At 63.7% G+C, this 26,949-nt stretch carries 22 protein-coding genes and 1 tRNA gene; 18 read left to right on the top strand and 5 right to left on the bottom strand.

What is annotated here, in order from left to right; genetic code table 11:
- Nucleotides 1-49: 49 nt before the first annotated feature.
- Together G365_RS19915 and G365_RS19910 are read right to left on the bottom strand one after the other, a co-directional pair.
- Nucleotides 50-1,105, bottom strand: a complete 1,056-nt coding sequence (locus G365_RS19915) for a septal ring lytic transglycosylase RlpA family protein (protein WP_019643797.1) — start codon at nucleotides 1,103-1,105, stop codon at nucleotides 50-52.
- 161 nt (nucleotides 1,106-1,266) lie between these two features.
- Nucleotides 1,267-2,595: a lytic murein transglycosylase gene (locus G365_RS19910; RefSeq protein WP_019643796.1), complete on the bottom strand. Its 1,329-nt coding sequence runs from the start codon at nucleotides 2,593-2,595 to the stop codon at nucleotides 1,267-1,269.
- A gap of 286 nt (nucleotides 2,596-2,881) precedes the next feature.
- On the opposite strand from G365_RS19910, the gene G365_RS0101840 reads away from it, so the two are divergent.
- Nucleotides 2,882-2,971 (top strand) — tRNA-Ser (locus tag G365_RS0101840).
- Between the two features lie 300 nt (nucleotides 2,972-3,271).
- Entirely contained in the window at nucleotides 3,272-3,472 is a 201-nt protein-coding gene (locus tag G365_RS0101835; protein WP_155976083.1) for a hypothetical protein, read from the top strand.
- Nucleotides 3,473-3,579: 107 nt separating this feature from the next.
- On the opposite strand, the gene G365_RS0101830 is transcribed toward G365_RS0101835, so the two are convergent.
- A complete protein-coding gene (locus tag G365_RS0101830; protein WP_019643794.1) occupies nucleotides 3,580-4,566 on the bottom strand; it encodes a LysR family transcriptional regulator in 987 nt (328 codons plus the stop codon).
- A gap of 263 nt (nucleotides 4,567-4,829) precedes the next feature.
- Here G365_RS0101830 and G365_RS0101825 point away from each other — a divergent pair, with 263 nt between their 5' ends.
- From G365_RS0101825 to G365_RS0101760, 15 genes are all read left to right on the top strand, one after another.
- A complete protein-coding gene (locus G365_RS0101825) occupies nucleotides 4,830-6,152 on the top strand; it encodes a M20 family metallopeptidase (protein WP_019643793.1) in 1,323 nt (440 codons plus the stop codon).
- A gap of 63 nt (nucleotides 6,153-6,215) precedes the next feature.
- A complete protein-coding gene (locus G365_RS0101820; RefSeq protein ID WP_019643792.1) occupies nucleotides 6,216-6,986 on the top strand; it encodes a class II aldolase/adducin family protein in 771 nt (256 codons plus the stop codon).
- A gap of 156 nt (nucleotides 6,987-7,142) precedes the next feature.
- On the top strand, nucleotides 7,143-8,768 hold the full coding sequence (locus G365_RS0101815) for an ABC transporter substrate-binding protein (protein ID WP_019643791.1): 1,626 nt from the start codon (nucleotides 7,143-7,145) through the stop codon (nucleotides 8,766-8,768).
- 108 nt (nucleotides 8,769-8,876) lie between these two features.
- Nucleotides 8,877-9,857 (top strand): ABC transporter permease, encoded by a 981-nt coding sequence (locus tag G365_RS0101810; protein WP_019643790.1) that lies wholly within the window; start codon nucleotides 8,877-8,879, stop codon nucleotides 9,855-9,857.
- Nucleotides 9,854-10,699 carry an ABC transporter permease gene (locus G365_RS0101805; RefSeq protein WP_019643789.1) on the top strand — a complete coding sequence of 282 codons (846 nt, stop codon included), beginning with the start codon at nucleotides 9,854-9,856 and terminating at the stop codon, nucleotides 10,697-10,699. The genes G365_RS0101810 and G365_RS0101805 overlap by 4 nt, the downstream gene beginning before the upstream one ends.
- Nucleotides 10,700-10,774: 75 nt before the next feature.
- Nucleotides 10,775-11,182: an ATP-binding cassette domain-containing protein gene (locus G365_RS24530; RefSeq protein ID WP_407635431.1), complete on the top strand. Its 408-nt coding sequence runs from the start codon at nucleotides 10,775-10,777 to the stop codon at nucleotides 11,180-11,182.
- Complete coding sequence (locus tag G365_RS19905) at nucleotides 11,088-12,467, top strand: dipeptide ABC transporter ATP-binding protein (RefSeq protein ID WP_407635433.1); 1,380 nt, start codon at nucleotides 11,088-11,090, stop codon at nucleotides 12,465-12,467. The genes G365_RS24530 and G365_RS19905 overlap by 95 nt, the downstream gene beginning before the upstream one ends.
- Nucleotides 12,464-13,456 carry a 2-dehydropantoate 2-reductase gene (locus G365_RS0101795; protein ID WP_019643787.1) on the top strand — a complete coding sequence of 331 codons (993 nt, stop codon included), beginning with the start codon at nucleotides 12,464-12,466 and terminating at the stop codon, nucleotides 13,454-13,456. Before G365_RS19905 ends, G365_RS0101795 begins: the two co-directional genes overlap by 4 nt.
- Nucleotides 13,457-13,493: 37 nt before the next feature.
- Nucleotides 13,494-14,753 (top strand): Zn-dependent hydrolase, encoded by a 1,260-nt coding sequence (locus G365_RS0101790; protein ID WP_019643786.1) that lies wholly within the window; start codon nucleotides 13,494-13,496, stop codon nucleotides 14,751-14,753.
- An 18-nt stretch (nucleotides 14,754-14,771) separates the two neighbouring features.
- Complete coding sequence (locus tag G365_RS0101785; protein WP_019643785.1) at nucleotides 14,772-15,815, top strand: histone deacetylase family protein; 1,044 nt, start codon at nucleotides 14,772-14,774, stop codon at nucleotides 15,813-15,815.
- Between the two features lie 82 nt (nucleotides 15,816-15,897).
- A complete protein-coding gene (locus G365_RS0101780) occupies nucleotides 15,898-16,206 on the top strand; it encodes a cupin domain-containing protein (RefSeq protein WP_019643784.1) in 309 nt (102 codons plus the stop codon).
- Nucleotides 16,203-17,099 carry a DMT family transporter gene (locus G365_RS0101775; RefSeq protein ID WP_019643783.1) on the top strand — a complete coding sequence of 299 codons (897 nt, stop codon included), beginning with the start codon at nucleotides 16,203-16,205 and terminating at the stop codon, nucleotides 17,097-17,099. Before G365_RS0101780 ends, G365_RS0101775 begins: the two co-directional genes overlap by 4 nt.
- 119 nt (nucleotides 17,100-17,218) lie before the next feature.
- Complete coding sequence (locus tag G365_RS0101770; RefSeq protein WP_019643782.1) at nucleotides 17,219-18,559, top strand: class I SAM-dependent RNA methyltransferase; 1,341 nt, start codon at nucleotides 17,219-17,221, stop codon at nucleotides 18,557-18,559.
- A gap of 127 nt (nucleotides 18,560-18,686) precedes the next feature.
- Nucleotides 18,687-20,030, top strand: a complete 1,344-nt coding sequence (locus tag G365_RS19900) for a diguanylate cyclase domain-containing protein (RefSeq protein ID WP_019643781.1) — start codon at nucleotides 18,687-18,689, stop codon at nucleotides 20,028-20,030.
- A 40-nt stretch (nucleotides 20,031-20,070) separates the two neighbouring features.
- On the top strand, nucleotides 20,071-20,733 hold the full coding sequence (locus tag G365_RS0101760; protein ID WP_019643780.1) for a DsbA family oxidoreductase: 663 nt from the start codon (nucleotides 20,071-20,073) through the stop codon (nucleotides 20,731-20,733).
- A gap of 113 nt (nucleotides 20,734-20,846) precedes the next feature.
- Here G365_RS0101760 and mfd read toward each other — a convergent pair whose 3' ends face one another.
- Both mfd and G365_RS0101750 read right to left on the bottom strand, forming a co-directional pair.
- Nucleotides 20,847-24,386 (bottom strand): transcription-repair coupling factor, encoded by a 3,540-nt coding sequence (gene mfd, locus G365_RS0101755; RefSeq protein WP_019643779.1) that lies wholly within the window; start codon nucleotides 24,384-24,386, stop codon nucleotides 20,847-20,849.
- Nucleotides 24,387-24,459: 73 nt separating this feature from the next.
- Nucleotides 24,460-24,753: a succinate dehydrogenase assembly factor 2 gene (locus G365_RS0101750; protein WP_019643778.1), complete on the bottom strand. Its 294-nt coding sequence runs from the start codon at nucleotides 24,751-24,753 to the stop codon at nucleotides 24,460-24,462.
- 84 nt (nucleotides 24,754-24,837) lie between these two features.
- Between G365_RS0101750 and recG the strand changes: the two genes are divergently transcribed.
- Nucleotides 24,838-26,925 (top strand): ATP-dependent DNA helicase RecG, encoded by a 2,088-nt coding sequence (gene recG / locus G365_RS0101745; protein WP_019643777.1) that lies wholly within the window; start codon nucleotides 24,838-24,840, stop codon nucleotides 26,923-26,925.
- Nucleotides 26,926-26,949: the final 24 nt, after the last annotated feature.

Here is a 26,949-nt window from a genome sequence, read left to right as displayed (position 1 = left end):
AACAGCGAACTGTGGCAAGGAGAAGGCAACCTGCCCGGATGGCATCGCCTCAGTCGGCGACAACCCGCGCATCCTTCAGCCCCTGAGCCTTGACGGCAGCAAGCACCCGCTCTGCCTCCGCCGTGGAATTCAGCGGCCCGAGGCGGACCCGGTACATCTCCCGCCCGTTGACGGTGATCGGCGAGACCGCCCCCTTATGCAGCGACGCAAGCTTGCCCTTCAGGGCCTCGGCGCTGGCTTTGGAGGAGAAGGCACCGGCCTGAATGTAGGTTCCCTTGCCGCCCGCCGCAGCAACGTTCGCCGCCAGTGCGGGAGAGGCTGAGGCCGGGGCCGAAGCCGGTTTGTTGGCAACAGCCGGGCTGCGGGTCTGGGGGACAGCGGCAGACGGTGGCGGCAAAGCAGACCCGGACGGGGAAGAAGACGCGCTGCGGGCCCCGGAAGGGGCATCCAGACTTTCGACCGAGCTGACCTTGGTACGCGGCGCGGGAACAACACTGGGGGCCCCGGCGGTGTCAACCGGGGTCCCGGTCTGCACGCCCATCGCTTCCTGCTTCAGGGCCTGACTTTCCTCCGCCAGAATTTCAACCCGGACCCGGGTGGTCCCCTGCTCCGAGAACCCCAGAAGCTGTGAAGCCCGGCGCGAAACGTCAATCACCCGGTCGTTAGAGAACGGGCCACGGTCGTTGATCCGCAGGACCAGCGCCCGACCGTTCTGCAGGTTAGTGACCCGCACCAGACTGGGCATCGGCAGGGTTTTATGGGCGGCGGTCAGGGCGTTCTGGTCAAAGCGCTCGCCATTGGCGGTATCTTTGCCCTGAAACTCCGCCCCGTACCACGAGGCGACACCCTCTTCCTGATACTCAAAATCTTCTTTCGGGTAATACCAGCGCCCGTTGACCTGATAGGGACTGCCGACCTTATAGGCCCCGACCTTCCCCCAATCGCTGGTGCTGCCGATGGATTTTGCCGACTGCGCGGCAAACTGCGTTTCCGCACACCCGGCCAGAAGCAATCCGGCGGCACACAGAAGGGCGACCCGCAACGGAACCGGCGGGGATGACTGGCGGCGGGCGGGCGGGGTCAGGGCAGGTAAAAATGGCATCATCGGGTTGGCCCGTACTTCCGGGGTCTCAGCTGGGCAACACTATACGCGGCATAGCAGCCCGGCTGCAACCCGCGCAATGCCGCTGGCGCACAATAAAAGAAAAGATTAATACGGGGCCGGAACAATGACCGACCGCCGCTATTTCTGTCAGCGGGGCGGGGTCACTGCCCGGCTGCCCGGCGCAGGGCGTCAAGCTCCGCCGCATCTGGGTACGCATCTGCCGGGCGCCCCTGCGCCACCTGAAAAGCCTTCAACGCGGCCCGGCTGCGGGCCCCGAACACACCATCCGGGGTGCCGGCGTCGTAGCCAAGGCGGGCCAGCAGGCTTTGCAGCTCTGTTGTTTCAGTGCGGGTCAGGGCCCGTTGTTCCGGGTATTGATCAAGCCGGATCGCCGGGCCGTCGGTCAGCTGATCGGCAATGTTCCCGACGGCGAGCGCATACAGCGCTGAGCGGTTCCAGACCATAATGGTGCGGAAGTTGGGGCCGGTCAGGAACGCCGGGCCATCAAGCCCGGCAGGCAGGCTTAGCCCCAGCGCGGCGGTCGGCACCCCGGCGCGGGGGGCATTCAGTCCGCGCACGCCAGACGCCTGCCATTCGGCAAGGGAGCGGCGGAGATCGGAATCGGCCAGCGCCGGATCAAAACCGGCGGGCAACACCACCTGCTGCCCCCAGGTCTCCCCGCTTCGCCACCCGACGGAAGACAGGTAATGCGCGGCAGAGGCAAAGGCATCCGGCAGGCTGTTCCACACATCAATCCGCCCGTCGCCATCCCCATCGACGGCATAGGCGCGGAAGGTGGACGGCATAAACTGCATATTGCCCATCGCCCCGGCCCATGAGCCGATCATTTTATCCGGGGTAATATGACCGGCCTGAATGATCGCCAGCGCGTCGAACAGTTCCTTCCGGAAAAAGGCCGAGCGGCGGGTGTCGTAGGCCAGCGTCGACAGGGCACTCAGCACAGAAAAGCCGCCGAAGTTGCTGCCGTAGTTGGTTTCCATCCCCCAGAACGCGACAAGAACCGGACCGGGAACACCGTACTGGCCCTCGATCCGCGACAGCAGGGCGGCATGCTTTTTCAGCAGCGCCCTGCCCTGACTGATCCGCTGGTCGCTGATGGCGCGGCGCAGATAGGTCCAGACTGTCTGCGCCAGCTCCGGCTGCGTGCGGTCCAGCTCAAGCACCCGGGGCTGGAAAGTGATCCCCGGCAGAGTCCGGTCCAGCGTCTGGGCCGAAATGCCTTTGCGCAGGGCTTCGGCCCGCAGCTCGGCCTTCCAGTCCTCGAACGACAGATCGGCGCGTTCCGTCGGGGCAGCCATGGGGGCTGCCTGAGACTGCGGCACAGCAGGCGCAGCCGTTGCCGGGGCGGGAACCGGGCCGCTGGCAGCGGGCTTCGCCGCTTCCCGGCCATTGGCCGCGCATCCGGACAGCAGCGCGGCAACACCGCAGGCCAACGCCAGACCTTTCCAGTCGCGAAAACCGTTCCGCAAACCGCTCCGCCCTGCCCGACTGACGCCTGTGCTGATCATCCGCCCGCCTCATCATCCCAAAAAAAACCAAAGCCCACCGCGCAGAAGCGATGATGCCAGATTATCTGTGGCACAGCCCGGCAGAGGGTTCAACCACGGAAACAGTCAGGACGCTGCGGGCAGTCTTTCAATAATTGCGGGGACTTCCGCAGAAACCCTCTGGACGGCATCACATTTCCCGGCTAGATAGGGGAAACCACTCAGGCATCTGCCGGGCACCTTGGTGCACAACGGCCACGCCGACTGCGGAGGGGTGGTCGAGTGGTTTAAGGCAGCGGTCTTGAAAACCGCCGTAGGTGTAAGCCTACCGTGGGTTCGAATCCCACCCCCTCCGCCAATTTTCTAGGATTTATAAGGGTTTAAAGCCCCCTCTTAAGATCCTACCCATAGACCTTCCCCCCTTTTTGAACCCCGGTTGGCAGCTTTTCGCTGGCAATCATCGACAGCCAACGACAGCGGCTTCAGGTCTGTAAGGTTGCCGTCAGGTTCGCGGGCTTAAATCCGGACAGGATCCCAAACCCGGCTGCTGCCGGAAGCTCTGCCCGTCCTTCACCGGACTGTCGGGGGTTGGCGCCCCAGGCGGTGGCACACCGACAGAAAGCGATACCGCATCCCCTTGCGGACCGAGCTGGAGTTCATGAACTGCACGGATATGGCCTATAATGCCAGTCCGGCTCTCACCGGGGCGCCCGGCGCCCTTGCCAGCTCGGTGCAGAATGTGACGGTCATGGCCAAGGGGTACTGGTATTTTCCTGTCGGCAGCACCCAATGGTGGCCGTTTGTGTCCGGGGGCCTTTCCGCCACCGAGCTGGTTTTCTCGCTGTGGTACATGTTCTGATCCCGGCTCCATAACCCAGGGTAGCCTTACCATCAGCACACACCCTGATAAATCAACTTTATGGTCATCGCGCCGGGCGGGTGGAGGCCCTAAGGGTCTTCTACCCTTCAGTCACGAGGCAGCATGGAGGGCACCCGCTCTTCAATCGGGCGCCCTTTGACCTGTCCGACCAGCTCGTCGATAAAGGCGCGTTCCGCCCGGTTGAAGCGGCCATCAGGATTCCAGATGATGTGCACATCCACCGGGGCGATGCCTTCATAGGGCGGCAGCTCCCACAGCAGCCCGGCATGGACATCGCGGGCGGCAATATGTTCCGGAAGCGGGCCGATCCCCAGCCCGCAGACGATCATCCTCCGCACTTCCTCCAGATTGGCCGACGCCCCGATCACCCGCCCGGCGAAGCCTTCCCGGGCCCGGAACAGCGCCAGCGGTGACAGGGCCCCATCAATCTGATCTGACGTGAAAGACACGAAATTGTCGTGTCGCAGCTCAGCCAGATTGATGTCTTTTTTACCGAAAAGCCGGTGGTCCGGCCCGCAGTACAGCCGGTAGGTCTGATGGACCAGCACTTCGCTGGTCAACCCCGGGATCGCCTCCCGCATCAGGCAAATTCCGAAGGTTCCGACCCTTTGCTGAAGAGCGATATGAACATCAGCCGAGGCCATGACGTCAATCCGCGTCGTAACCTGAGGGTAGCGCTGATGGAAGGTCCGCAGCACATAATCGAGAATGTCAGTCTGAATGCGGCTGGTCATCAGAATGCGGATGTGCCCGGTCACCTCTTCCTTAACATCGCGCACCAGAGACCCAAGGCGGGATACCGCGCCAAACACCTCGACCACCTCGTTAAACACGACGTCACCGGCTGCGGTGACCCGGAATTTTCCCGGTCCCCGGTCAATCAGGCGGCGGCCCAGCCGTTCCTCCAGCCGTTTCAGGGCCAGACTGACGGCGGGCTGAGTGATGTAAAGCCGGGCCGCCGCGCCGGTGATGCTGCCTTCCTGCACAATCACCATAAAGGTGCGCAGCAGATTCCAGTCCAGGTCATGACTTAAGCGGTCAAAAGCGTGATCATCAGGGCGGGATGGTGGCATGGGGAGTCTCCGGGGGGGCGGGGGTGATCATAAATACAATTTATATGCTGAATGAAAAATGACAATTTGCGACCCCCGTTCTTCACAGGCCTAATCATAGCAACAGGGCATAAACCGATACCGGACCGGCCAGAAACAGGGCCGAGATAAAAACCGGACGGCGCCCGACAGGACGGTATTCACATCTGCGGACACTCAGGCCCGGCCGACCTCATCGGCCAGGAAACACCTGTGATGTGTCCGGCTTCAGGAGACAAACGCTGATGGCCCCCGCCAGCGATCCGATGTCCCTTGCCGGTTCACCCGGTTTTCTTTCTGCCCTCACCGCCGTGGTGGCCGATGGCCATGACGCCTGTGTTACCCTGCTGGCGGATCTGGTCCGCCATCCGTCCCTGCTGGGACAGGAGCAGTCAGCACAGGATCTTATCGCCGGGGTTTTCACCGGCCTCGGCCTGACCGTTGACCGCTTCCCGATCGATCTTGATGCCCTGCGGGCATTGCCCGGCTTCTCCCCATCCGTCACCGCCCCCGATGGCCGTGATAATGTGGTGGGGATCTATCAGCCCCGCACCCACATCGGTCGGTCGCTGATTCTCAACGGTCACATTGACGTGGTGCCGACCGGCCCGGCGGACCTGTGGTCAGCCGATCCCTTTGATCCGGTCATCCGCGATGGCCGGATGTACGGGCGGGGCGTCGGCGATATGAAGGCCGGTATTGCCGCCTATATTGCCGCCTTCGCAGCCCTGCGCCGCATGGGGTATCAGCCTGCGGCCCCGGTGTTTCTGCAGTCGGTGGTGGAAGAGGAATGTACCGGCAACGGTGCGCTGGCCTGCCTGCACCGTGGCTACCGTGCCGATGCCGCCGTTATCCCGGAGCCGTTTGGCCAGACCCTGATGACCGCACAGGTCGGGGTGATGTGGCTGCAGATCACCGTCACCGGCACCCCGGCCCATGTGCTGGATACCGGGGCCGGGCGCAATGCCATTGAATCCGCCTACGCCATCGCTGCCCACCTCAAGCCGCTGCAACAGGCCTGGAATGACCGGGCCTGCCCGCACCGTCACGCGGCCTTTGACGGCCACGACCACCCGATCCAGTTCAATCTGGGCAAGATCGAGGGCGGCGAATGGGCGTCATCGGTCCCCACCCGCTGCACGCTGGATATGCGGGTCGGGTTCCACCCCGGGCAGGATGTCGCATCGGTGCAGGCTGCGGTGGAAAAGACCATCGCACAGGCCCTGCGCACCGACCCGGCGCTGAACGGGGTGAAGGCCGACGTGCGGTACGGCGGTTTTCAGGCTGAGGGCTTCGCCCTGCCCGCCGATGCCGATGTACTGACCGAGCTGGAAGAAAGCCACCGCGCCATCACCGGCAGCACTCCGCGCCGGGTTGCCATGACCTGCACCACCGATGCCCGCTTCTTCGCCCTGTACGGCGACACCCCGGCCACCTGCTATGGCCCGCACGCCAGCCGGATCCACGGCATTGATGAATCGGTTGATCTTGCGTCGGTGCAGGAAGTGACCGCCGTGCTGGCCCTGTTTATCGCCCGTTGGTGTGGTCTGGAGCCGGTCACGGACTGATCCCCCTCTGCCCTGCCCGTTTTTCTGCCTGTCTTCTGGCTGCCCGGAAAGAGAGAGTTCACGATGTCTGCTTCTGCCGTTAAATCCGCCCCGCGCCCGGGGATGTCCGATGCTGAATGGAAAGCCCGCGTCGATCTGGCTGCCGCCTACCGCTGGTTTGATCTGCTTGGCCTGACTGACCTGATTTATACCCATATGTCGGCCCGGGTGCCGGATGCGCCGCACCACTTCCTGATCAATCCGTATGGATTGATGTTCCACGAGATCACTGCTTCCAATCTGGTAAAGGTTGATATTGAAGGCAATCTGGTAGAACCGAGTGAGTTCGGGATGAACCCGGCCGGGTTCACCATCCATTCCGCCCTGTATCATGCCCGCCCGGATATCGGCTCGGCGATCCATCTGCATACTGTCGCCAGCATGGCGGTCAGCAGTCAGGCCGACGGCCTGCTGCCGCTCAACCAGCACAGCCTGCGCTGGTATAACCGCATCGCCTATCATGACTACGAAGGCATCGCGCTGGATCTGGAAGAGCGTGAACGTCTTGCTGCCGATCTGGGGCACCATCACAGCATGATCCTGCGGAATCATGGTCTTCTGACCGTCGGTGCCGATGTGCCGGAAGCCGCCGTGCTGATGTACTACCTTGAGGATTCCTGCAAGTGTCAGGTGGCGACGCTGGCCGGTGGACGCGGGCTGTATCTGCCGACCCCGGAAGTCTGTGAACGCACAGCCCAGCAGTATGAACATAAATACCCCCGCGCCGGTGTTCTGGAATGGGACGCCGTCCTGCGCTGGATTGACGCCAAGGGCGGCAACGGTTTCCGGGCCTGATCCCCACTCCCCGCTTTCCCCCCGGTGTGCGGTGCGCAATGCCGGGGTGCCCACCCTGCCCGCCGCGCACCCAACCCGGAGCGGAAACCGCCCGTCCCTGATTTTTCAGCAAGGGAAGCTGAACGTCTGTAACGACACTCTGGAGAGGACCCTGCAATGAGCTTTATCAGCTACCGCTTCCGTCACCTTGCCGCTGCCAGCCTGCTGGCGCTGGCTGTCCCGGCGCTGTCTCCCTCCGTTCCGTCTTTCGTCTCTCCGGCGCTTGCGGCTGATACCCCGGCCCGGGGCGGCACCATGAACATCATCGTGCAGCCGGAGCCGCCGATGCTGCAACTGGGCCTGAACCAGCAGGGCCCGACCCAGACCGTGGCCGGCAAGATCTATCAGGGTCTGCTGACCTATGATGAAAAGCTCGACCCGCTGCCGTCGCTGGCAAAAAGCTGGACGGTTTCCGAAGACGGTCTGACCTATACCTTCAAGTTGCACGAAAACGTTAAGTGGCATGACGGCAAGCCCTTCACCAGCAAGGACGTCATCTTCTCGACCACCAAGTTCCTGCCGGAAGTGCATTCCCGCGCCCGCGCCAACTTCGCCCGCTGTGAATCCATCACCGCGCCGGATGACAACACCGTTGTCTTTAAACTGAAAGAGCCGTTCCCGGCCTTTATCCGTGCGTTTGAAGTGGCCTCAGCCCCGATCATTCCGGCCCACCTGTATGAAGGTACCGACTACCGCAACAACCCGGCCAACGCCACCCCGATCGGGACCGGTCCGTTCAAGCTGAAGGAATGGGTTAAGGGCAGCTACATTCATCTGGTCCGGAACGAAGACTATTACAAGCCGGGCCTGCCGTACCTTGATAACATTTACTTCCGCGTGATCCCCGATGCTGCCTCCCGCGCTCTGGCGCTGGAAAGCGGGCAGGTTGATCAGTCGCAGTACAATGATATCGAGCCGTTCGATGTTGCCCGCCTGAAGGAAGTGAAGTCCCTTAACTTCACCACCAAAGGCTATGAATTCATTGCTCCGGTGTCGTGGCTGGAAATCAACCACCGCGTCAAGCCGCTGGATGACAAGCGTTTCCGTCAGGCGATTATGTACGCCATCGACCGCGAATTCATCCGCGACAAGATCTGGTTCGGTCTGGGGAAGGTCGCAAGCGGCCCGTTCAACTCCTCGACCAAGCATTTTGACTCCTCCATCGTCCCCTATGCCAAGAATGTCGATAAGGCTAAGGCGCTGCTCGACGAAATGGGCCTGAAGCCCGATGCCAAGGGCGTGCGCGCCACCGTCAAGCTGATGCCGATGCCCTATGGCGAAACCTGGCAGCGTCTGGGCGAATATCTGAAGCAGTCCCTGAAGCAGGTCGGCATCAACGTGGTGCTGGAAAGCACCGATGTCGCCGGATGGGTGCAGCGTGTCTCTAACTGGGATTACGAAATCACCACCAACTTCACCTATCAGTATGGTGATCCGGCTCTGGGCGTGTCCCGGACCTATGTGTCTGACAACATCCGTAAGGGTGTGATGTTCTCCAACACCATGGGGTATTCCAACCCAAAGGTGGATGAACTGTTCACCGCCGCCGCCAAGGAAAACGATGCTGCCAAGCGTCAGGCGATGTACAGCGAAGTCCAGAAGATCCTTGTTGATGACGTGCCGGTGGTCTGGCTGCTGGAAATGCAGTTCCCGACCTTCGTGTCGAAGAAGTTCAACAACGTCATCACCACCGGGGTCGGGGTGAATGAGAGCTATGACTCGGTTTACCTGAGCAAGCCGTAATCCATAGCCGTTATCCCCCATTGGGGCGGAACCAAGGTCTCCCAGCCTACTCCCCTACCGGTTCCGCCCCTCTTTTTTCTATCCTGATGTTGTAAGGAGATCCCGCGCATGGCCGGTTTAGTCCCGTTTCTTGCGGGCCGGATGGTCAAGGCCGTCGTCATCCTGTTCGCGATTGTCGTTCTCAACTTTCTGCTGGTCCATGCCGCCCCCGGCGACCCGGCAATGGTGATGGCCGGTGAAGCCGGTGCCGCCGATGCCAAGTTTGTCGAACAGCTGCGGGAACAGTTTGGCCTGAACAAGCCCCTGCACGAACAGTTGATGACCTATGTCGGTACCGTGGCGCAGGGGGATCTCGGGTTTTCCTACCGCCAGCAGCGCCCGGTGTGGGACCTGATCGCTGACCGCCTGCCCGCCACCCTGATGCTGACCCTGTCCGCCTTTGTGGTTGCGCTGGTCGGCGGCATTCTCCTTGGCACACTGGCGGCAATCAATTCCGGCAAATGGTCTGACAGCGCGATCACCGTGGTTGCCCTGCTGGCCTACGCCACCCCGATCTACTGGGTCGGCCTGATGCTGATCCTGCTGTTTTCCGTTTCGCTGGGCTGGCTGCCTGCCTTCGGGTTTGAAACCGTCGGTGCCGGTCTGACCGGGCTTGACCGCCTTGGCGATATCCTTGCCCATCTTGTGCTGCCGGTGTTCACCCTGGGCCTGTTCTACATGGCCGTTTATGCCCGTATGACCCGCGCCTCGATCCTTGAAGTCCGCGATATGGATTTCGTGAAGACCGCCCGCGCCAAGGGCCTGCGCGAAAGCCGGATCGTCTTCGGCCACATCCTGCGCAATGCCATCCTGCCGGTGATCACTGTCGCCGGGGTGCAGGGCGGCCACCTGATCGGCGGCTCCATTCTGGTGGAAACCGTGTTCGCCTGGCCCGGAATCGGCCGTCTGGCCTTTGATGCGGTGTTGCAGCGCGACTATCAGGTGCTGCTGGGCATCTTCTTTTTCAGCTCGGTTATGGTGATTGTTTTCAACATTCTGACCGATCTTATTTACACGCTGGTTGATCCGCGCATCGAGGTGGCGAAATGAAGACCTCTTCCGGTTTCTGGGTGGCTTATGCCCGCAACAAGGGCGCGGTGTTCGGGCTGGCAATCGTTGCCGTGGTGGTGCTGATGGCGCTGTTCTCCGGCGTGGTCTTCCCCGAGAGCCCGTGGGAAATGGTCAATGCCCCCTTCCTGCCGCCGATGAGTGACGGGGCCCTGCTGGGCACCGATACACTGGGCCGTGACATTGCCGCCGGTATCGCCCACGGGGCACGGATGTCGCTGTGGATCGGTCTGGTCTCCACCGGGGTCGCCCTGCTGATCGGGGTGTCGCTGGGGGCAATGGCCGGGTTCTTCGGCGGGGTGGTCGATGATGCGATCATGCGCTTCACCGAACTGTTCCAGACCATCCCCAACTTCGTTCTGGCCGTTGTGCTGGTGGCGATTTTCACTCCCAGCAGCACCAGCATCATTGCCGCGATTGCCATTGTGTCGTGGCCGCCGCTGGCCCGTCTGGCGCGTGGGGAATTTCTGTCACTGCGGTCGCGGGAATTTGTGCAGGCCGCTATCACCACCGGCCAGTCCAACCTGACCATCATCGTCCGCCAGATTCTGCCCAACAGCCTGTCCCCGATCATCGTTTCGGCCTCGCTGATGGTGGCAACCGCCATTCTGCTGGAAAGCAGCCTGTCCTTCCTTGGCCTCGGCGACCCTAACCAGATGAGCTGGGGGTACATGGTCGGTGCGGCCCGCACGGTGATCCGGCAAGCGTGGTGGATGAGCTTCTTCCCCGGTCTGGCCATCCTGCTGACCGTCCTCAGCCTGAACCTGATCGGTGAAGGCCTGAACGATGCCCTGAACCCCAAACTGGCCCGTAAGGGGAGGTAACAGCGCATGACCGGCACCGTTACCCCTTTCCCGGCCCCGGGCCGGGCCTCCGCCCCCCAGACTGAGGGTTCCGCCATGTCCCCGACCCCTGCTTCCGTCGCCGCTGTTGAACCGTTGCTGGATGTGCGCGGCCTGACCATTGCCCTGCCCGCCGGGGCTGACCGCCCGCACGCGGTCGAAGGCCTGACCTTTACCCTGAACCCGAATGAAATCCTCTGTGTCGTCGGGGAGTCCGGTTCCGGCAAGTCGATGACCGCCCATGCCGCCATGGGCCTGCTGCCCAAGCCGCATGTGAAGGTGACCGGCGGCGAGCTTCTGTTCCGTGGCCGCAATGTTTTTTTCCATGTCGGAGACGGAACAGCGCGCCCTGCGCGGTGGCCGGATCGCCATGGTGTTTCAGGAGCCGATGACCGCCCTCAACCCGCTGAAAAAGGTCGGGGACCAGATCGAGGAAAGTCTTCGGGTCCATACCTCTCTGGATAAGGCGGCCCGCGCCGCCCGGGTGGTGGAGCTGCTGACGCAGGTCGGCCTGCCCAATCCGGCGGATCTGTCAAAGTCCTACCCCTTCCGCCTGTCCGGCGGGCAGCGGCAGCGGGTGATGATCGCCATGGCGCTGGCCTGCGAGCCCGACGTGCTGATCGCCGACGAACCGACCACCGCACTGGATGTCACCACCCAGAAGCAGATTCTGGAGCTGATCCGCTCCATTCAGGCCGAACGTCACATGGGGGTGATGTTCATCACCCACGATTTTGGCGTGGTGGCGGAAATTGCTGACCGTGTGGCCGTGATGCAGCACGGTAAGCTGGTGGAAATCGGCACCGCCCATCAGGTGCTGAATGCCCCGACCCATCCTTACACCCGTCACCTGATTGCCTCGGTCCCCCACTACATCGAGCACCGCGCCGACTTCAGCAAATCCGGCGAAGCCCTGCTGGTGGCGGAAAACGTCAATAAGGTGTTCACCGTCGGCGGCGGCTTCCTGCGCAAGGGCCGTCAGGTCGTGGCCGGAGACGACATCTGCCTGACCATCCACCCCGGGGAAACCGTCGGTCTGGTCGGGGAATCCGGCTCGGGCAAATCGACTCTCGGGCGCAGCATCGTCGGCCTGATGGCCCCCAACTCGGGTAAAATTCTGTTCAAGGGGAAGAACCTTCTCGGGCTGAAGCGCCGCGAATTCAGGCCCTTCCGCCGCGATATTCAGATGGTGTTTCAGGACCCCTACGCCTCGCTCAATCCCCGGCATACGGTGGGCGATATCATCTCTCAGGGGCCGGTGGCCTTTGGTGAGGATAAGGCGAAGGCCCTGAGCCGGGCACGCGACCTGCTGCAGATGGTCGGGCTGGATGCATCCGCCGCCGACCGCTATCCGCACCAGTTTTCCGGCGGGCAGCGGCAGCGTATTTCCATCGCCCGGGCTCTGGCCATGGACCCAACCCTGCTGGTGGCTGACGAGCCGGTCTCGGCGCTCGACGTCTCCGTCCAGACGCAGGTGCTGAAGCTGCTGGACGACATCCGCCACCGCCTGAACCTGTCGATGCTGTTCATCACCCATGATCTGCGGGTGGCGGCACAGGTCTGTGACACCATTGCCGTCATGCGGCGGGGCAAAATCGTCGAGATCGGCCCGTCGAAGTCGGTCTTCGGTGACCCGCAGCACGAATACACCCGCACCCTGCTGGATGCCATCCCCGGCAAGGCATGGCAGATTCCGCCGGAGCTGCTGGCGGAACGCGCCGGGTCGGCTGCCGGGGGGCATCCGTCATGAAAATCGCCCTGATCGGGGCGGGGGCGATCGGTTGCCTGCTGGCGACCCGCCTCAGCGATGCCGGGGCCAGCGTGACGCTGCTGGCCCGTGGCATCCCGCTGGATACGATCCGCCGCGACGGGATCTCGCTGGTAACGCCACGCAACCGGGTTCTGCGCTCCTTCCCGACCGTTACGGATGACCCGCTGGAGCCGGGGCCGCAGGATGTGGTGTTCCTGTGCGTCAAGGCCTATGCCCTGCGGGGCGTGATTGACAGCCTGCACCCGCTGCTGGGGCCGGACACCATTGTGGTGCCTGTCGTCAACGGCATTCCGTGGTGGTACCCCTACAGCCAGCCTGCCCCGCTGGCCGATCAGCCGCTGACATCGGTGGATCCCGGCAGCGTGCTGTGGCGGACCGTCGCACCGGAACGGATTGTCGGCGTCGCCACCTATGTGGCGGTCGAAAATCACGGGCCGGGGCGGATCCGGCACATCAACGACCAGCGTTTCGTCTTCGGTGACATCGCCGGGCGGAACCGGCCGCAGGTTAAAGAGCTTGTCGACCTGTTCGGCAGGGCCGGGTTCGCCGCCCGTGCCACCGATCGCATCCGCGATGAAATCTGGATCAAACTGTGGGGCAATCTGGCGTTTAACCCCCTCAGCGTTCTGACCTCCGCCACCCTCGGCACTCTGTGTAATGACCCCGGCACCCGGGGCGTCGGCCGCACCATGATGCTGGAAGCGCAGGCGGTGGCTGAACGGCTTGGGGTGCAGTTTTCCATTACTGCCGACGAACGGATCGCCATGGCGGCCACCGTCGGAGATTTCAAGACCTCCATGCTTCAGGATTACGAGGCGGGAAACCGTCTGGAGCTGGAGGCAATCATTGGTTCCGTCATTGAACTGGCCGAGCGGGTCAGCGTCGATGTGCCGACGCTGCGCTCCGTTCTCGCCCTGACCGATCTGCGGGCCCGCACCCGGACATATTCCCCCGGTGTTGCCGCCTGACCTGCCGTTCCTGACTTGTGGTTAAGGATACCGTGTCATGACTGACTCCCTGCAAAACGGGCTGGTCCCCAGCCTGAGCATCAACGCTGACCGCCTGTGGCATACCCTGATGGAAATGGCCAAGGTCGGCCCCGGCGTCGCCGGGGGCAGCTGCCGTCTGGCCCTGACCGACGAAGACAAGGCAGGCCGAGACCTGTTCAGCCGCTGGTGTCTTGAGGCGGGCTATACCCTGTCGGTCGATCAGGTCGGCAACCTGTTTGCCCGCCGGGCCGGGCAGGATGACAGCCTGCCGCCGGTGGTGATGGGCAGCCATCTGGATACCCAGCCGACCGGCGGCCGGTTTGACGGCATCTTCGGGGTTCTGGCCGGTCTGGAAGTGCTGCGCAGTCTGGATGACCACGGCATCGTCACCCGCCACCCGCTGGAACTGACGGTGTGGATGAACGAAGAAGGCAGCCGGTTTTCCCCCCCCATGATGGGCTCAGGCGTGGTTGCCGGGGTTTTCACCGTGCAGGAGATCCTTGACCAGATCGCGCAGGATGGTGCCCGTCTGGGGGATGAGCTGGTCCGGCACGGTTATAACGGTACCCGGTCTGCCACCGATCACCCGATGGCCGCCTATCTGGAAGCCCACATTGAGCAGGGCCCGGTTCTTGAGGTTGAGAACAGACAGATCGGTGTTGTCACCGGGGCACAGGGTCAGCGCTGGTTTGAGGTGACCGTCACCGGGCGCGAAGCCCACGCCGGGCCGACCCCGATGCGCCTGCGCTGTGATGCGCTGGTGGTGGCATCACGGATGGTGCAGGCCATCCATGATATCGGCATGACCACACCGGGCGATGCCTGCACCACGGTCGGTATTCTTGATGTCCGTCCGCATTCCCGCAATGTCATCCCCGGCGAGGTGTTCTTCACCGTCGATCTGCGCCACCCGGATAACGGCACCCTGACCGCGATGGAGGCCGCTTTCCGGCAGCAGATCGGCGATCTGGCCGCCGCCGCCGGGGCGACCGTCAGCATCAGCGAGTTCTGGAACTTTCCGACCACGCCGTTTGATCCGGTTCTGGTCGGGCGGGTGCGCGACAGTGCCACCCGGCGCGGCTACAGCCACCGCGATATCGTTTCCGGGGCCGGGCATGATGCGGTCTATATCGCCCGCAAGGTGCCGACGGCCATGGTCTTCATCCCGTGTGAAGGCGGCATCAGCCACAACGAAATCGAAAATATCAGCCCCGATCAGGCCGCGCGTGGCGCATCGGTGCTGTTTGATGTGCTGCTGGCGACTGCCGGCCGTTGAGAGGAAAGAGACCTGACCATGCGTTACATCTTCCATCCTGACGCCCTTGGCCACCGCCCGCCCAACTACATCCAGCGCGGCGAACGCCGCCCGATGCCGGAAAAGCCGGAACGGGCGGAAGCCCTTGCCGGAGTGCTGACCGCCCGTGGCGGCGTGCTGGAAACCCCGCCGGATTACGGCCCCGGCCCCCGGGCCGCGGTCCACAGCCCCGAGTATCTGGCATTTCTGGAATCGGTGCATGCCCGCTGGGTCGCCCTGCCGGGGGCCAGCGAGGTGGTGACGCCCAATGTTCACCGCTCTAACGCCCCGGCCAGCTACCCGACCCATGTGGTCGGTCAGGCCGGATACCATCTGTATGATACTTCGGCCCCGATTGCGGCAGACACCTGGACTGCCACGGTCGCCGCAGCCCATGCCGCCACCCATGCCGCCGTGCTGGTCGCCACCGGCGAAACCCGCAGTGCCTATGCCCTGTGCCGCCCGCCGGGGCACCATGCCACCCGTGATATGGGCGGCGGGTTCTGTTACCTCAACCACGTGGCCATCGCTGCGCAGGCATCGCTGCCACTGCTGAGCAAGCAGGGCCGCCCGCCCCGGGTTGCGATTCTGGATGTCGATGTGCATCACGGTAACGGCACGCAGGACATTTTCTACAGCCGCAATGACGTGCTGTTCCTGTCGGTTCATGCCGACCCCAATGTGTTCTATCCGTATATGGCCGGTCATGCCCATGAACGCGGCACCGGCCTCGGCGAGGGCTACACCATCAACCGCCCGCTGCCGATGGGGTCGGATGAACCGGCGGTGCTGGCCGCGATTGCCGAAAGCCTTGCCGACGTCGCCCGGTTCGCGCCGGAGATCCTGTTCATTTCCCTTGGCTTTGACACCTTCAAGGATGATCCGCTGGCCGCGTTCGGTGTAACGACGCCGGGGTTCCGGGTGATGGGGGAAATGATTGCCCGCGCCGGTCTGCCGACCGTGCTGGTGCAGGAAGGCGGGTATGCGGTTGACGCGCTGGCCGCCAACCTCGCCAGCTTTCTTGACGGGTTTGAAAGCGTGTGAGGCACGGGCGCACCCGCGCCCGGATGCCCCCTGACAGGGTAAGCAGGTCTTGGCAGGGTAAACAGAGAAGGGGCTCAGGAAAATGTGTTCAGGCACCGTCACCGCCGTTCCGGTTCTGCATGTTGAAAATGAGCGTGTCCGCGTCACGGAATGGCAGTTCGCCATCGGGGCAGAGACCGGTTTTCATGTGCATGAGTATGACTATACCATCGTCCCCCTTCATCCCGGCGTCATGCGGCTGACCGGCCCTGACGGTGACGTGCGTGAGGTGACGCTGATCCCCGGGGTCTCCTATTTCCGGGCCGCAGGCACCGCCCACAATGTGGTGAACATCGGCGGGACCGCCTTCGCCTTCGTCGAAGTGGAGCTGAAGGAGAAGAAGCCAGAATGAGCGGCGGCGCAGCCACACCCCCCGGACGGAGCCTGACCAAATACCTGATGCTGCTGGCGATCAGCCTGTTCTGGGGGCTGAACTGGCCTGCCGTAAAAACCATTCTGTCACAGGTGCCGCCGCTGACGCTGCGGGCGGTCGGGTTTTCACTGGGGGCGGTGATTATTCTGTCCCTGACCCGGCTGACCGGACGGTCACTGTCTATTCCCCGCCGTGACTGGCCGTCGCTGGCGGCGGCGGGGGTGTGCAATGTGCTGGTCTTCAATCTGTGTACCGCTTTTGCCCAGCTTGGCATGGCGACCTCACGCGCGGCGGTGATCGCCTTCACCATGCCGGTGTGGGCGACACTGCTGGCGATTCCGGTCCTGAAGGAATGGCCACGCCGCCAGCAGATCGCCGGTCTGGTCTGCGGCATGGCCGGTCTGGCGGTTCTGCTGGGGCCGAACGGCCTGCAACAGGGCTTCGGGCCGGGGCTGATGCTGATTGCCGCCGTGTCATGGGCGATCGGCACCATTGTCATGAAGCGCCACGTCTGGGGCGGGGCGGTGATGGCGGTGACCGGCTGGCAATACGTGATTTCCGCCGTGCCGATGGTCATTCTGGCGGCACTGCTGGAAACTCCGCCCGATCCGTCCGGGTTTCCGCCACAGGTCTGGCTGGCGATAAGCTGGCACCTGCTGCTGTCACTGTGTGCCGCACAGGTGCTGTGGTTTGTGGTGGTCAGCCGGGTCTCTGTCGGGCAGGCGGCGGTCAGTACCCTGCTGATCCCGGTGGTCGGCGTCACCGGGTCGGTCGTACTGCTGGGGGATACCCTGACCCCGGCACTGGTGATTGCACTGGGGCTGATTCTGACCGGGGTTGCCTGCGTGCTGCTGCCCGCAAAAAAGCGGTAATCCTGCAAAACGAGACGCCGGGCCTGATCTCTACCCCCTGAGATCTTGGCTTGACGGAGAAAGGGGTGGCCCGGTATTGCCAAGGCCACCCCTTTTTTCTTCTGATCAGAGTCCACAGCATGTCCCAGCGCCGCCACCCCGGTTCCCGCCCGGCAGGAAAGCCCCAGAAGGCAAAGACGGCCCTGCCGAAAGCGCCGATGACCCTGACGGTCAGCGGTCTCGGCGCTCAGGGGGACGGGCTGGCACGGCACGGCGAGACCCCGGTGTTCATCGCCGGGGCTCTGCCGGGAGAGACCGTTACTGTCCGCGCCAGCGGCAAAAAGGGCGACGGGCTGGCCGCCGAGCTGATCGCGGTGGAAACCGCTTCAGCCGAGCGGGTTGAACCGCCCTGCCCCCATTACAGCGCCTGTGGCGGATGCAGCCTGCAACATTACGCCCCGGCGGCGGAAGCGGACTGGAAGCGTGACATTCTGCGCCAGACCCTGCGGGCGCGTGGCCTCGACCCCGCCGTGGTGGAGCCGGTGATCCGCATCGGTGCCGGAACCCGCCAGCGCGCCACCTTCGCCTGGCGCCGTCTGCGGGACCGGGTGGTTCTGGGCTATAATCAGCGTGCCTCACACCAGATCACCGATCTGCAGACCTGCCTGCTGCTGGAAGCCCCGCTGTCGGCCCTGCTGCCTGCCCTGCGGGGGCTGGTCGCCGCCGTTGCCCCGGTCGGCAGCATGGGGGATCTGTCCGTCACCCTGACCGACAGTGGCGCTGATCTCTGTCTTGATCTGCCGGACTATCCGGGGCTGGAGGCTCTGGAACAGATCGGCCTGTGGGCGGAAGCCCATGCCGCCGCCCGCATCGGGGCACAGATCGACGGGGTCTATCATCCGCTGCTGACCCCGCGCGCGCCGCTGGTCCGTTTTGACGGTGCGTCGGTTGACCTGCCGCCGCAGATGTTCCTGCAGCCCAGCCGCGCCGGGGCCGATGCCCTGCTTGCCGCTGTCCGCGCCGCCCTGACCGGCACCGAAGGCCCGCTGCTGGATCTGTTCTGCGGTCTTGGCACCTTTGCCCTGCCGCTGGCAGGCGACGGGCGGACCGTCAGGGGATTTGACAGCGAAAGCACCGCCATTGCCGCCCTGTCGCGGGCTGCCAAGGCCCTGAAGCGCCCGTTGACCGCAACCGTCCGCGACCTTTTCCGTGATCCGGTTGAAGGCAAAGAGCTGAAAGATGTCACCACCGTGGTTCTCGACCCGCCGCGCGCCGGGGCTGATGCCCAGTGCCGGGCACTGGCCGAGCCTGCCGGGGCCAGCGTGCGCCGGGTGGTGATGGTCTCCTGTAGTCCTGCCACCTTCGCCCGGGATGCCCGTACCCTGTGTGACGGTGGTTTCCGGCTGATGCAGGTGGTGCCGGTCGATCAGTTCGTCTGGTCACCGCACCTTGAGCTGGTCGCCAGATTTGAACGGGGCTGACCCACAAAACCGGCAGGGCTTCTGTTCAAGACGTCTGTGAACGGTTATTCTGACCGGAACAGACTGCACCCTGTCACAAAAAGGCCGATACCGGCAAAGCGCATACCCGGGGGGAGACCGCTTCATTATGATCCATCTGGCCAAAGCCCTGATCGTTATCGGAGATTCCCGGGCCGCTGAAACCCTGAGCCGGACCCTGTCAGCGCAGGGATACACCTGCACCCATACCGACACCGGGGCCGAGGTGGATGCGCTGATCATCAGCCATGCCCCGGATGTGCTGATCATCGGACCGGACCTGAAGGGAGAACACCAGAAGGATCTGGCTGCACGCCTGAAGAGCAGCCCGGCCACCAAAGGCCTGCCGCTGTTTTATCTGTCGGCGGAACCGCTGGAGCAGACCGGCGACAGTCTGCTGGATCTGGGCATTGATGACGCTGTGATCTGGCCGGTCCACCCCGATCTGGTGCTGGCCCGCCTGCGGCCTCTGGCCCGGGTGGCGACCATGCGGACGGAATATCTGGCCCGCCGGGCGGTGATGGATGCCGAGAACCTGTCGCCTGAGGCCCCGGACGCAGCCGAGACCGCAACCCCGCCTTCAATCCTCGTGATCGGCCCGGAAGGGACGGCGGAAACCGTAACGCAGGCGATCGTCGATGCGCAGGTGATGGTGGCCGCCGATCTGGTCGAGGCCCAGCGGCTGATGGACGAGCGGCTGTTTGATGCCGCGGTGATGGCCCCGGCAGGCAACCCGCAGCCATACCTTGATCTCTGCCTGCAGGTCCGCCGCAATGTCCGGCTGTTCAATCTGCCGGTGGTATTTATCAGCGGCGACGGATCAGCAGATGATCTGGCCACCGCGATGTCGATGGGGGCCAGCTCTGCCCTGCGGGCCGATGCGGGAATCACCGAGCTGCGGTTTACCCTGCGCGTTCTGGTGCGCCGTCAGCGCCTGCGCTGGGCCCTGCGCCGTAGCCTTGGCAGCCAGCTGACCCCGGCAACGGTTGATCCGGTGATCCCCGGCGTCTATTCCCTGCCGTTTCTCGATCTGTGTCTGACGGCCCGGCTGAGCGGTGCGGAAACGCGGGTCCGCCGCTTTTCGGTGATTGAGTTTGCATTTGCCGGGGTCGAATCCATCCGCCATGAATTTGGCGAGGAAAGCGAACGCAGCCTGATTTCGCAGATCGGTCAGTGGCTGACCCTGCTGGTACGGGCCGAGGATATGGTGGCCTCGCTCGGTGGGTCGCGCTTTGCCGTTGTCCTGCCCGACACCCCGCTGTCGGAAGCGCAGGTGGTGATGCACCGCATCGCCGGGGTGATTTCCAATACGGAATTCGCCGCGAAGGATGTATACCGGGTGGTGACGGTCTGGCCATTCGTCAATGCTGCCGAGGTGGTCGCCGGGGATACCCCGGAAAGTCTGCTGGCCCGCGCGGCAGCGGTGGTCGGGGAAGGACTGGCCCCCTGGTGATCCCAGCGGGCGGACGGCCCGGCAGGAAGGGAGGAAACCCATGCGGATCGAGGTGATCTTCGATACGGTGTGCCCGTGGTGCTTTATCGGCAAGAGAAGGCTGGAAAAAGCCCTGGCGCTGCGCCCGTCCGTCAGTGCTGATCTGGTCTGGCGGCCCTTTCTTCTCAATCCCGATGCCCCGGCGGAGGGGATCTCCCGGCAGGTCTATCTTGACCGCAAATTCGGCGGCCCGACCCGGGTCGACCGTATGCTGTCAACCCTGCGGGATATCGGGGTCAGTGAAGGCATCGACTTTGATTTCAATGCGATCAGCATCACCCCCAATACCGTCGATTCCCACCGGCTGGTCAGCTTTGCCGCCAGCTACGGGAAAGCCAGCGCAATGGTGGAGCGGCTGTTCCGGGCTTATTTTATCGAAGGCAAAAATATCGGTGACACGGCGGTTCTCCGCAGGATTGCCGATGAACAGGGCCTTCCCGGCGAAGATTTTTTCAGCGATCGCCCGGATGCGGAGTATCGCGAGGACGTTCTGACGGAAAACAGCCAGACCCACCGCATGAGCATCAACGGTGTGCCCTGCTTTATTTTCAACGGGGCCTATGGCATCGCCGGAGCGCAGGATACCGATGTTCTGCTGCGGATGATTGATCTGGCGCTGGAAAATGCACCGTTGACCCCGCTGTCGTCACCGGCAGCAGAATAAACGCCCTATCCCCTTTCGGGTACATCAACTGCTCGGATCCTTTCTATAGGATCCGGCCCCTTTCCCCCACATCAACCGCCCGGATCCTTTCTATAGGATCCGGGCGGTTCCGTTCAGGCTGTTTCCTGCGCCAGCTGGGCCAGCTGTTCCAGCAGGCGTCTGGCACCGGACAGCCGGTCTGCCGGATTGGTCCAGTTGCGCATATAGACAATCTTGTGGTCAGGCCGGACTTTGACCAGAGCAACGTTCTGGCTGATGAAGCGGACCAACCCGATGGGATTGGGGAACTTATTGTCGCGCAGGGTCAGCACCGCGCCTTTCGGGCCGCTGTCAAGGCGTTCAACATTGGCGGTGCGGCACAGGTTCTTGATGGCGACCACCTGCAACAGGTTGTTCACCTCTTCAGGCAGCTTGCCAAACCGGTCAATCAGTTCGGCGGCGAAAGATTCGGTTTCGGTATATTCGGTCAGGTCGGCAATGCGGCGGTACAGCCCCAGACGGACCCCCAGATCCTTGACGTAGCTTTCCGGGATCAGCACCGGCATCCCCAGACTGATCTGCGGCGACCAGCCTTCCGTGCTCTCCCTGGCCCCGTCACCGTTGCGGACCGAGGCCACCGCCTCTTCCAGCAGGTGCTGATAGAGTTCGATCCCCACTTCCTTGATGTGCCCTGACTGTTCATCGCCCAGCAGGTTGCCTGCCCCACGGATGTCGAGGTCATGCGACGCCAGATTGAACCCAGCCCCCAGCGTGTCGAGGGTCTGCATCACGGTCAGGCGCTTTTCCGCCGCCGGGGTCATCGCCCGGCCCGGCGGCAGGGTGAGATAGGCATAGCCGCGCTGCTTGCCCCGCCCGACCCGGCCCCGCAGCTGATACAGCTGTGACAGGCCGAACATATCGGCGCGGTGGATGATGATGGTGTTCACCCGCGGCATATCAAGGCCGCTTTCAATGATGTTTGTCGCCAGCAGAATATCGTACTCACCTTCGGCGAAGGCCTGCATCACGTCTTCAAGCTGGGTTGGGGTCATCTGACCGTGGGCGACAACGGTCCGGATCTCCGGCACCAGCCGCTGGAGCCGCTCGACCACCCCGTCAATATCGGACAGACGCGGGCAGACATAGAAACACTGGCCACCCCGGTACCGTTCACGCAGGATCGCCTCGCGGATCACCACACCGTCAAAGGGCAGGACAAAGGTACGCACCGCCAGACGGTCCACCGGCGGGGTGGCGATGATTGACAGCTCCCGCACCCCGGTCAGCGCCAGTTGCAGCGTGCGCGGAATCGGCGTTGCCGACAGGGTCAGGACATGCACATCCGATTTCAGCTGCTTCAGGTGTTCTTTATGGGCGACCCCGAAGTGCTGTTCCTCGTCCACGATCAGCAGGCCGAGGGATTTAAACTTGATCGATTTGGCGAACAGGGCATGGGTGCCGACAACAATGTCGATGGTCCCCTTTTCCAGCTCGGCCTTGACCAGCCCGGCCTCTTTGGGGCTGACCAGCCGCGAAAGCTGGGCGATGCGCAGCGGCATCCCCTGAAAGCGCTGGCAGAAATTAAGATAATGCTGGCGCGCCAGCAGGGTGGTCGGCACCACCACCGCAACCTGTACCCCGCTCATGGCAGCGACAAAGGCAGCCCGCAGGGCAACCTCGGTTTTACCGAACCCGACATCCCCGCAGACCAGCCGGTCCATCGGGCGGCCCTTGGTCATATCTTCCAGCGTATCGGCAATGGCCTTCAGCTGGTCTTCGGTCTCGGTGTAAGGGAAGCGGGCGCAGAACTCATCATACAGCCCTTCCGGGGTCAGCAGCGCCGGGGCCTGTTTCAGCTGGCGCAGGGCGGCAACCTGAATCAGCTTTTCCGCCATATCGCGGATGCGCTCTTTCAGGCGGGCCTTCCGTGCCTGCCATGCCGGGCTGCCCAGCCGGTCAAGCTGTACACCGGCGGTTTCACTGCCGTAGCGGGACAGGACCTCGATATTTTCCACCGGCACGAACAGCTTGTCGTCGCCGTCGTAGATCACCTTCAGGCAGTCATGCGGCGCCCCGGCGATATCCAGCGTTTCAAGACCGTCATAGCGCCCGATGCCGTGCTCAACGTGGACCACCAGATCACCGGGCGCCAGTGCCGAGGCATCCTGAATGAACTTGTCGGCCTTACGCTTTTTCCGCGCCGGGCGCGACAGGCGGTCACCGAGGATATCCTGCTCTGTCAGCACCGTCAGGCCGGGGCAGATAAACCCGTGATCCATGCCCGCGACCACAACCGGCACGGTCCCGGCTGGCTGGCTGAAGGCATCCTGCCAGCTATCGACCGCCAGCAGGCCCGGGGTGCCGTGATCCCGCAGGACGCCGCTGACGCGGTCCCGCGACCCCAGCGAAACCGAGGTCAGGATCACCCTCTGGCCCCGGCCCTGCTCGGCCACCACAAACTGGCGGACGGCATCATACACATTCTCGCCGGTCCGGGCCCGGACATCGGCGAAATCACGGCCGGCCCGGCCTGCGGCTTCCTGCGCCGTACTGCCGACATCAGGGGCGGCAAAGGGCGAAAACACCGCCCCCGGCCGGGCAGCCAGCAGACGGGCGTATTCCTCCGGGGTCAGATACAGGCGTTCAGGCTGCACCGGATGATAGATCTGCCCGTCTTCCTCAATCCCCTGCTGCTCAAGCTGGATACGGGCATCAAAGTATTCGCGGATCAGCTCGATACGCGACTGCCATGCCTCTTCCGCCTGATGGTCCAGCGTGATGACGGCATCGGGCAGATAGGCGAACAGGGTATCCAGCCCGGAATGAAACAGCGGCAGCCAGTGTTCCATGCCCTGCATCTTGCGGCCTTCGCTGACCGCTTCGTAGAGCATATCCTTCCGCGAGACCGCCCCGAACAGTTCGCGGTACTGGGTGCGGAAGCGGGAAATGCTGTCTTCAGTCAGAATCACTTCTGACATCGGCTTCAGCAGCAGTTCCTTCACCGTGCCGGTGGTGCGCTGCGACAGCGGGTCGAATGTGCGGATACTGTCGACTTCATCCCCGAAAAAGTCGAGGCGGAACGGCTCCTCTCCCCCCGGCGGAAACAGATCGACAATGCCGCCGCGCACGGCGTACTCGCCGGGTTCCATCACCTGTTCTGACCGGACATACCCGTTCCTGACCAGATAGCCCATCAGGGCATCCATGTTCAGGTCTTTTCCGGCAATGATACGGAAGACCGCACCGTTGAACACCTCGCGCCGGGGCACGCGCTGGGTGATGGCGGCGACGGTGGTCAGAATGATCCGCCGCCCCTCCTCGCCCTTCGGGCGTGGCCCGGCCAGCCGGGTCAGGGTATCCACCCGCCGCCCGACGATTTCAACACTGGGCGAGGCCCGGTCATAGGGCACGCAGTCCCACGCCGGAAATTCCAGTATCGCCGCGCCGGGCAGCAGCGCCCGCAGGGCCGCCGCCAATGTCGCCAGCCGCACATCGTCGCGGCAGATGTGCAGCAGATCCGCCGCCAGACCATCCTGATGCAATGCCGCCAGCAGCAGGGCATCAAAGCCTTCCGGCACCCCGCCAAGAGAAAGGCGCTGTGGCCCGTGGGCAAGGGCCGCAGGCAGGCGGGCGGGCAGAAGCGAGGCGAAACGGAATGTCTGGTCAGCGGACACGGGGAGTCCTCGTCAGAAAAGCAGCGGTCTGCACAGCGTAAGAAGATCAGAAAGCCGGAGGCCGGGCCCGGCCTCAGTCAGCGTAGGGCTTAAATGCCAGAATCATCCGGTAAACATCGGTGTCAAACTGCGGCGGGACCGGCCGCTTGCCGATCACCCAGTCCATGATATCGACATCCAGCTCATCCAGCAGGGTTTCCAGCCGGTCGATCTGATCATCGCTCAGGGTGCCGATGTGGGCGCTGGCAAAGCCGCCCAGCAGCACGTCCGCTTCCTTCATGCCGCGGTGGGTGCTGCGGTACAGCAGCCGCTTACGGCGTTCCGGCAGGGTGGAGAGGTCCAGCGGGGCGTGGGTCTGATCGGCCATGGAATTTCGTCCTGCATTTGTTCCATTTTTTCCTGATGCTGGTATAAAGCGTTCCGACCTTTCAGGAAAGCCCCGAACGGAACCATGCGCCCGGAAAGCCTCTATCCCCTGTTCTCCCCCCTTGAAAGCCTGCCCGGACTGGGGAAGCGGCTGGCCCCGCTGTATGCCCGGCTGGTCGGGGGCGATCATGTGGCCGACGCCCTGTGGCATCTGCCGGTCGGGTTGATCGACCGCCGCTATGCCCCTTCGGTGGCTGAGGCACCGGACGGCAAAATCGCCACCCTGACAGTGCAGGTGGATGCCCATTATCCACCGCCGCCACGCAGCCGCAGCCCGTACCGGGTCCGCTGCCGCGACCACAGCGGTTTTATCACCCTGACCTATTTTCACCCCCGCGCCGACTGGCTGGAACGCACGTTGCCACTGGGGGCCACGGTGGTGATTTCCGGGCGGGTGGAAATTTTCGGCAACGAACGGCAGATGCCCCATCCCGACCATGTGGTCAGCCCGGCGAAACGGGCGGAAATCCAGACGGTTGAGCCGGTCTATCCCCTGACGGCGGGGATCGTCGGCAAGGTGGCGGCCAAGTGTGCCCGCTCAGCTCTGGCCCGGGTGCCTGACCTGCCGGAATGGCTCGACCCGGCCTATCAGGCACGCCAGAACTGGCCGGGCTGGGCAGAAGCCCTGCGCACCGTACACAGCCCGGCCAGTGAAGATGATCTGTCGGCCCTGACCCCGGCCCGGCAGCGTCTGGCCTATGACGAGCTGCTGGCCAACCAGCTTGCGTTGCTGCTGGTGCGCAATGCCAACCGGGCAATCTCAGGCCGCAGCTTCGCCGGGGATGGCCGCCTGCGCAAAGCCGCAGCGGCGGCCCTGCCGTTTTCCCTGACCGGGGCACAGACGCGCTCCCTTGAGGAAATCTATGCCGACATGCAGACGCCGCAACGGATGCTGCGGCTGGTACAGGGGGATGTCGGCAGCGGAAAGACTGTCGTTGCCCTGATGGCGATGCTGAATGCGGTGGAATGCGGCAGTCAGGCCGCCCTGATGGCACCCACAGAAATTCTTGCCCGTCAGCATGCCGAAACGTTGCAGCCTCTGGCCGAAACGATCGGTATCCGGCTGGCGGTGCTGACCGGACGCGACAAAGGCAAGCCCCGTGCGGCCCTGCTGGCGGCCCTTGCCGCCGGTGAGATTGACATTCTGGTCGGCACCCATGCCCTGTTCCAGAGTGACGTGCAGTTCCGCGACCTCGGGCTGGCGGTGATTGATGAACAGCACCGCTTCGGGGTTCAGCAGCGGCTGGAGCTGACCGCCAAAGGGCGGATGACCGATGTGCTGGTGATGACGGCAACCCCGATCCCGCGCACCCTGACCCTGACCCAGTATGGTGACATGGATGTTTCCAAGCTGGACGAAAAGCCGCCGGGCCGGAAACCGGTGGATACCCGGCTGGTCTCGCTGTCCCGGCTGGAAGAAGTGATGGCCGGGGTTGGCCGGGCGGTGGCGTCCGGGGCCAAGGTGTACTGGGTGTGTCCGCTGGTCGAAGAGAGTGAGACCAGCGATCTTGCCGCCGCCGAGGAACGTCACGCCGCCCTGCAGGATCTGTACGGCCCGCGCATCGGGCTGGTGCACGGTAAAATGAAAGCCGCCGAAAAAGATGCGGTGATGGCGGCGTTTTCCAGCGATGGTCTTGATGTGCTGGTGGCGACAACGGTGATCGAGGTCGGGGTGAACGTTCCGGCAGCGACGGTGATGGTGATTGAGCACGCCGAACGGTTCGGGCTGGCCCAGCTGCATCAGCTGCGGGGCCGGATCGGGCGCGGTGACAAGGCATCAACCTGCCTGCTGCTGTACGGTGGCCCGCTGTCGGAAACCGGCAAGGCACGGCTGGAGATCATGCGCCAGAGCGAGGACGGCTTTCTGATTGCAGAAGAAGATCTGCGCCTGCGCGGCGGTGGCGAGGTGCTGGGCACCCGTCAGAGTGGCCTGCCGGAATTCCGGGTCGCCGACCTGACCGTGCATGGCGAGCTGCTGGCGACAGCGCGGGATGATGCCCGCCTGATCTGCCTGCGCGACCCCGACCTCAGCGGGGCGCGGGGCCCGGCCCTGCGCACCCTGCTGTACCTGTTTGAACGGGATGCCGCGGTCAAAACCCTGCGTTCCGGCTAAGCCGGCGGCCCAGACGCAGCCCGG

The sequence above is a fragment of the Novispirillum itersonii subsp. itersonii ATCC 12639 genome (assembly GCF_000381985.1).
Taxonomy (GTDB): Bacteria; Pseudomonadota; Alphaproteobacteria; order Rhodospirillales; family Rhodospirillaceae; genus Novispirillum; species Novispirillum itersonii.
Note: the sequence above shows the minus strand (reverse complement) of the source record. Positions and strands in the feature narration are given on the sequence as shown.

Coding starts and splice junctions, on each gene's coding strand:
- G365_RS0101760 (WP_019643780.1), top strand. CDS start 20,071: ATGCGGATCGAGGTGATCTTCGATACGGTGTGCCCGTGGTGCTTTATC.
- G365_RS0101805 (WP_019643789.1), top strand. CDS start 9,854: ATGAAGACCTCTTCCGGTTTCTGGGTGGCTTATGCCCGCAACAAGGGC.
- G365_RS0101820 (WP_019643792.1), top strand. CDS start 6,216: ATGTCTGCTTCTGCCGTTAAATCCGCCCCGCGCCCGGGGATGTCCGAT.
- G365_RS0101795 (WP_019643787.1), top strand. CDS start 12,464: ATGAAAATCGCCCTGATCGGGGCGGGGGCGATCGGTTGCCTGCTGGCG.
- G365_RS0101775 (WP_019643783.1), top strand. CDS start 16,203: ATGAGCGGCGGCGCAGCCACACCCCCCGGACGGAGCCTGACCAAATAC.
- G365_RS0101790 (WP_019643786.1), top strand. CDS start 13,494: ATGACTGACTCCCTGCAAAACGGGCTGGTCCCCAGCCTGAGCATCAAC.
- G365_RS24530 (WP_407635431.1), top strand. CDS start 10,775: ATGTCCCCGACCCCTGCTTCCGTCGCCGCTGTTGAACCGTTGCTGGAT.
- G365_RS0101780 (WP_019643784.1), top strand. CDS start 15,898: ATGTGTTCAGGCACCGTCACCGCCGTTCCGGTTCTGCATGTTGAAAAT.
- G365_RS0101830 (WP_019643794.1), bottom strand. CDS start 4,566: ATGCCACCATCCCGCCCTGATGATCACGCTTTTGACCGCTTAAGTCAT.
- G365_RS0101750 (WP_019643778.1), bottom strand. CDS start 24,753: ATGGCCGATCAGACCCACGCCCCGCTGGACCTCTCCACCCTGCCGGAA.
- G365_RS0101810 (WP_019643790.1), top strand. CDS start 8,877: ATGGCCGGTTTAGTCCCGTTTCTTGCGGGCCGGATGGTCAAGGCCGTC.
- G365_RS0101835 (WP_155976083.1), top strand. CDS start 3,272: ATGAACTGCACGGATATGGCCTATAATGCCAGTCCGGCTCTCACCGGG.
- G365_RS19915 (WP_019643797.1), bottom strand. CDS start 1,105: ATGATGCCATTTTTACCTGCCCTGACCCCGCCCGCCCGCCGCCAGTCA.
- recG (WP_019643777.1), top strand. CDS start 24,838: ATGCGCCCGGAAAGCCTCTATCCCCTGTTCTCCCCCCTTGAAAGCCTG.
- G365_RS19905 (WP_407635433.1), top strand. CDS start 11,088: ATGGTGTTTCAGGAGCCGATGACCGCCCTCAACCCGCTGAAAAAGGTC.
- G365_RS0101815 (WP_019643791.1), top strand. CDS start 7,143: ATGAGCTTTATCAGCTACCGCTTCCGTCACCTTGCCGCTGCCAGCCTG.
- G365_RS0101825 (WP_019643793.1), top strand. CDS start 4,830: ATGGCCCCCGCCAGCGATCCGATGTCCCTTGCCGGTTCACCCGGTTTT.
- G365_RS19900 (WP_019643781.1), top strand. CDS start 18,687: ATGATCCATCTGGCCAAAGCCCTGATCGTTATCGGAGATTCCCGGGCC.
- G365_RS0101785 (WP_019643785.1), top strand. CDS start 14,772: ATGCGTTACATCTTCCATCCTGACGCCCTTGGCCACCGCCCGCCCAAC.
- G365_RS0101770 (WP_019643782.1), top strand. CDS start 17,219: ATGTCCCAGCGCCGCCACCCCGGTTCCCGCCCGGCAGGAAAGCCCCAG.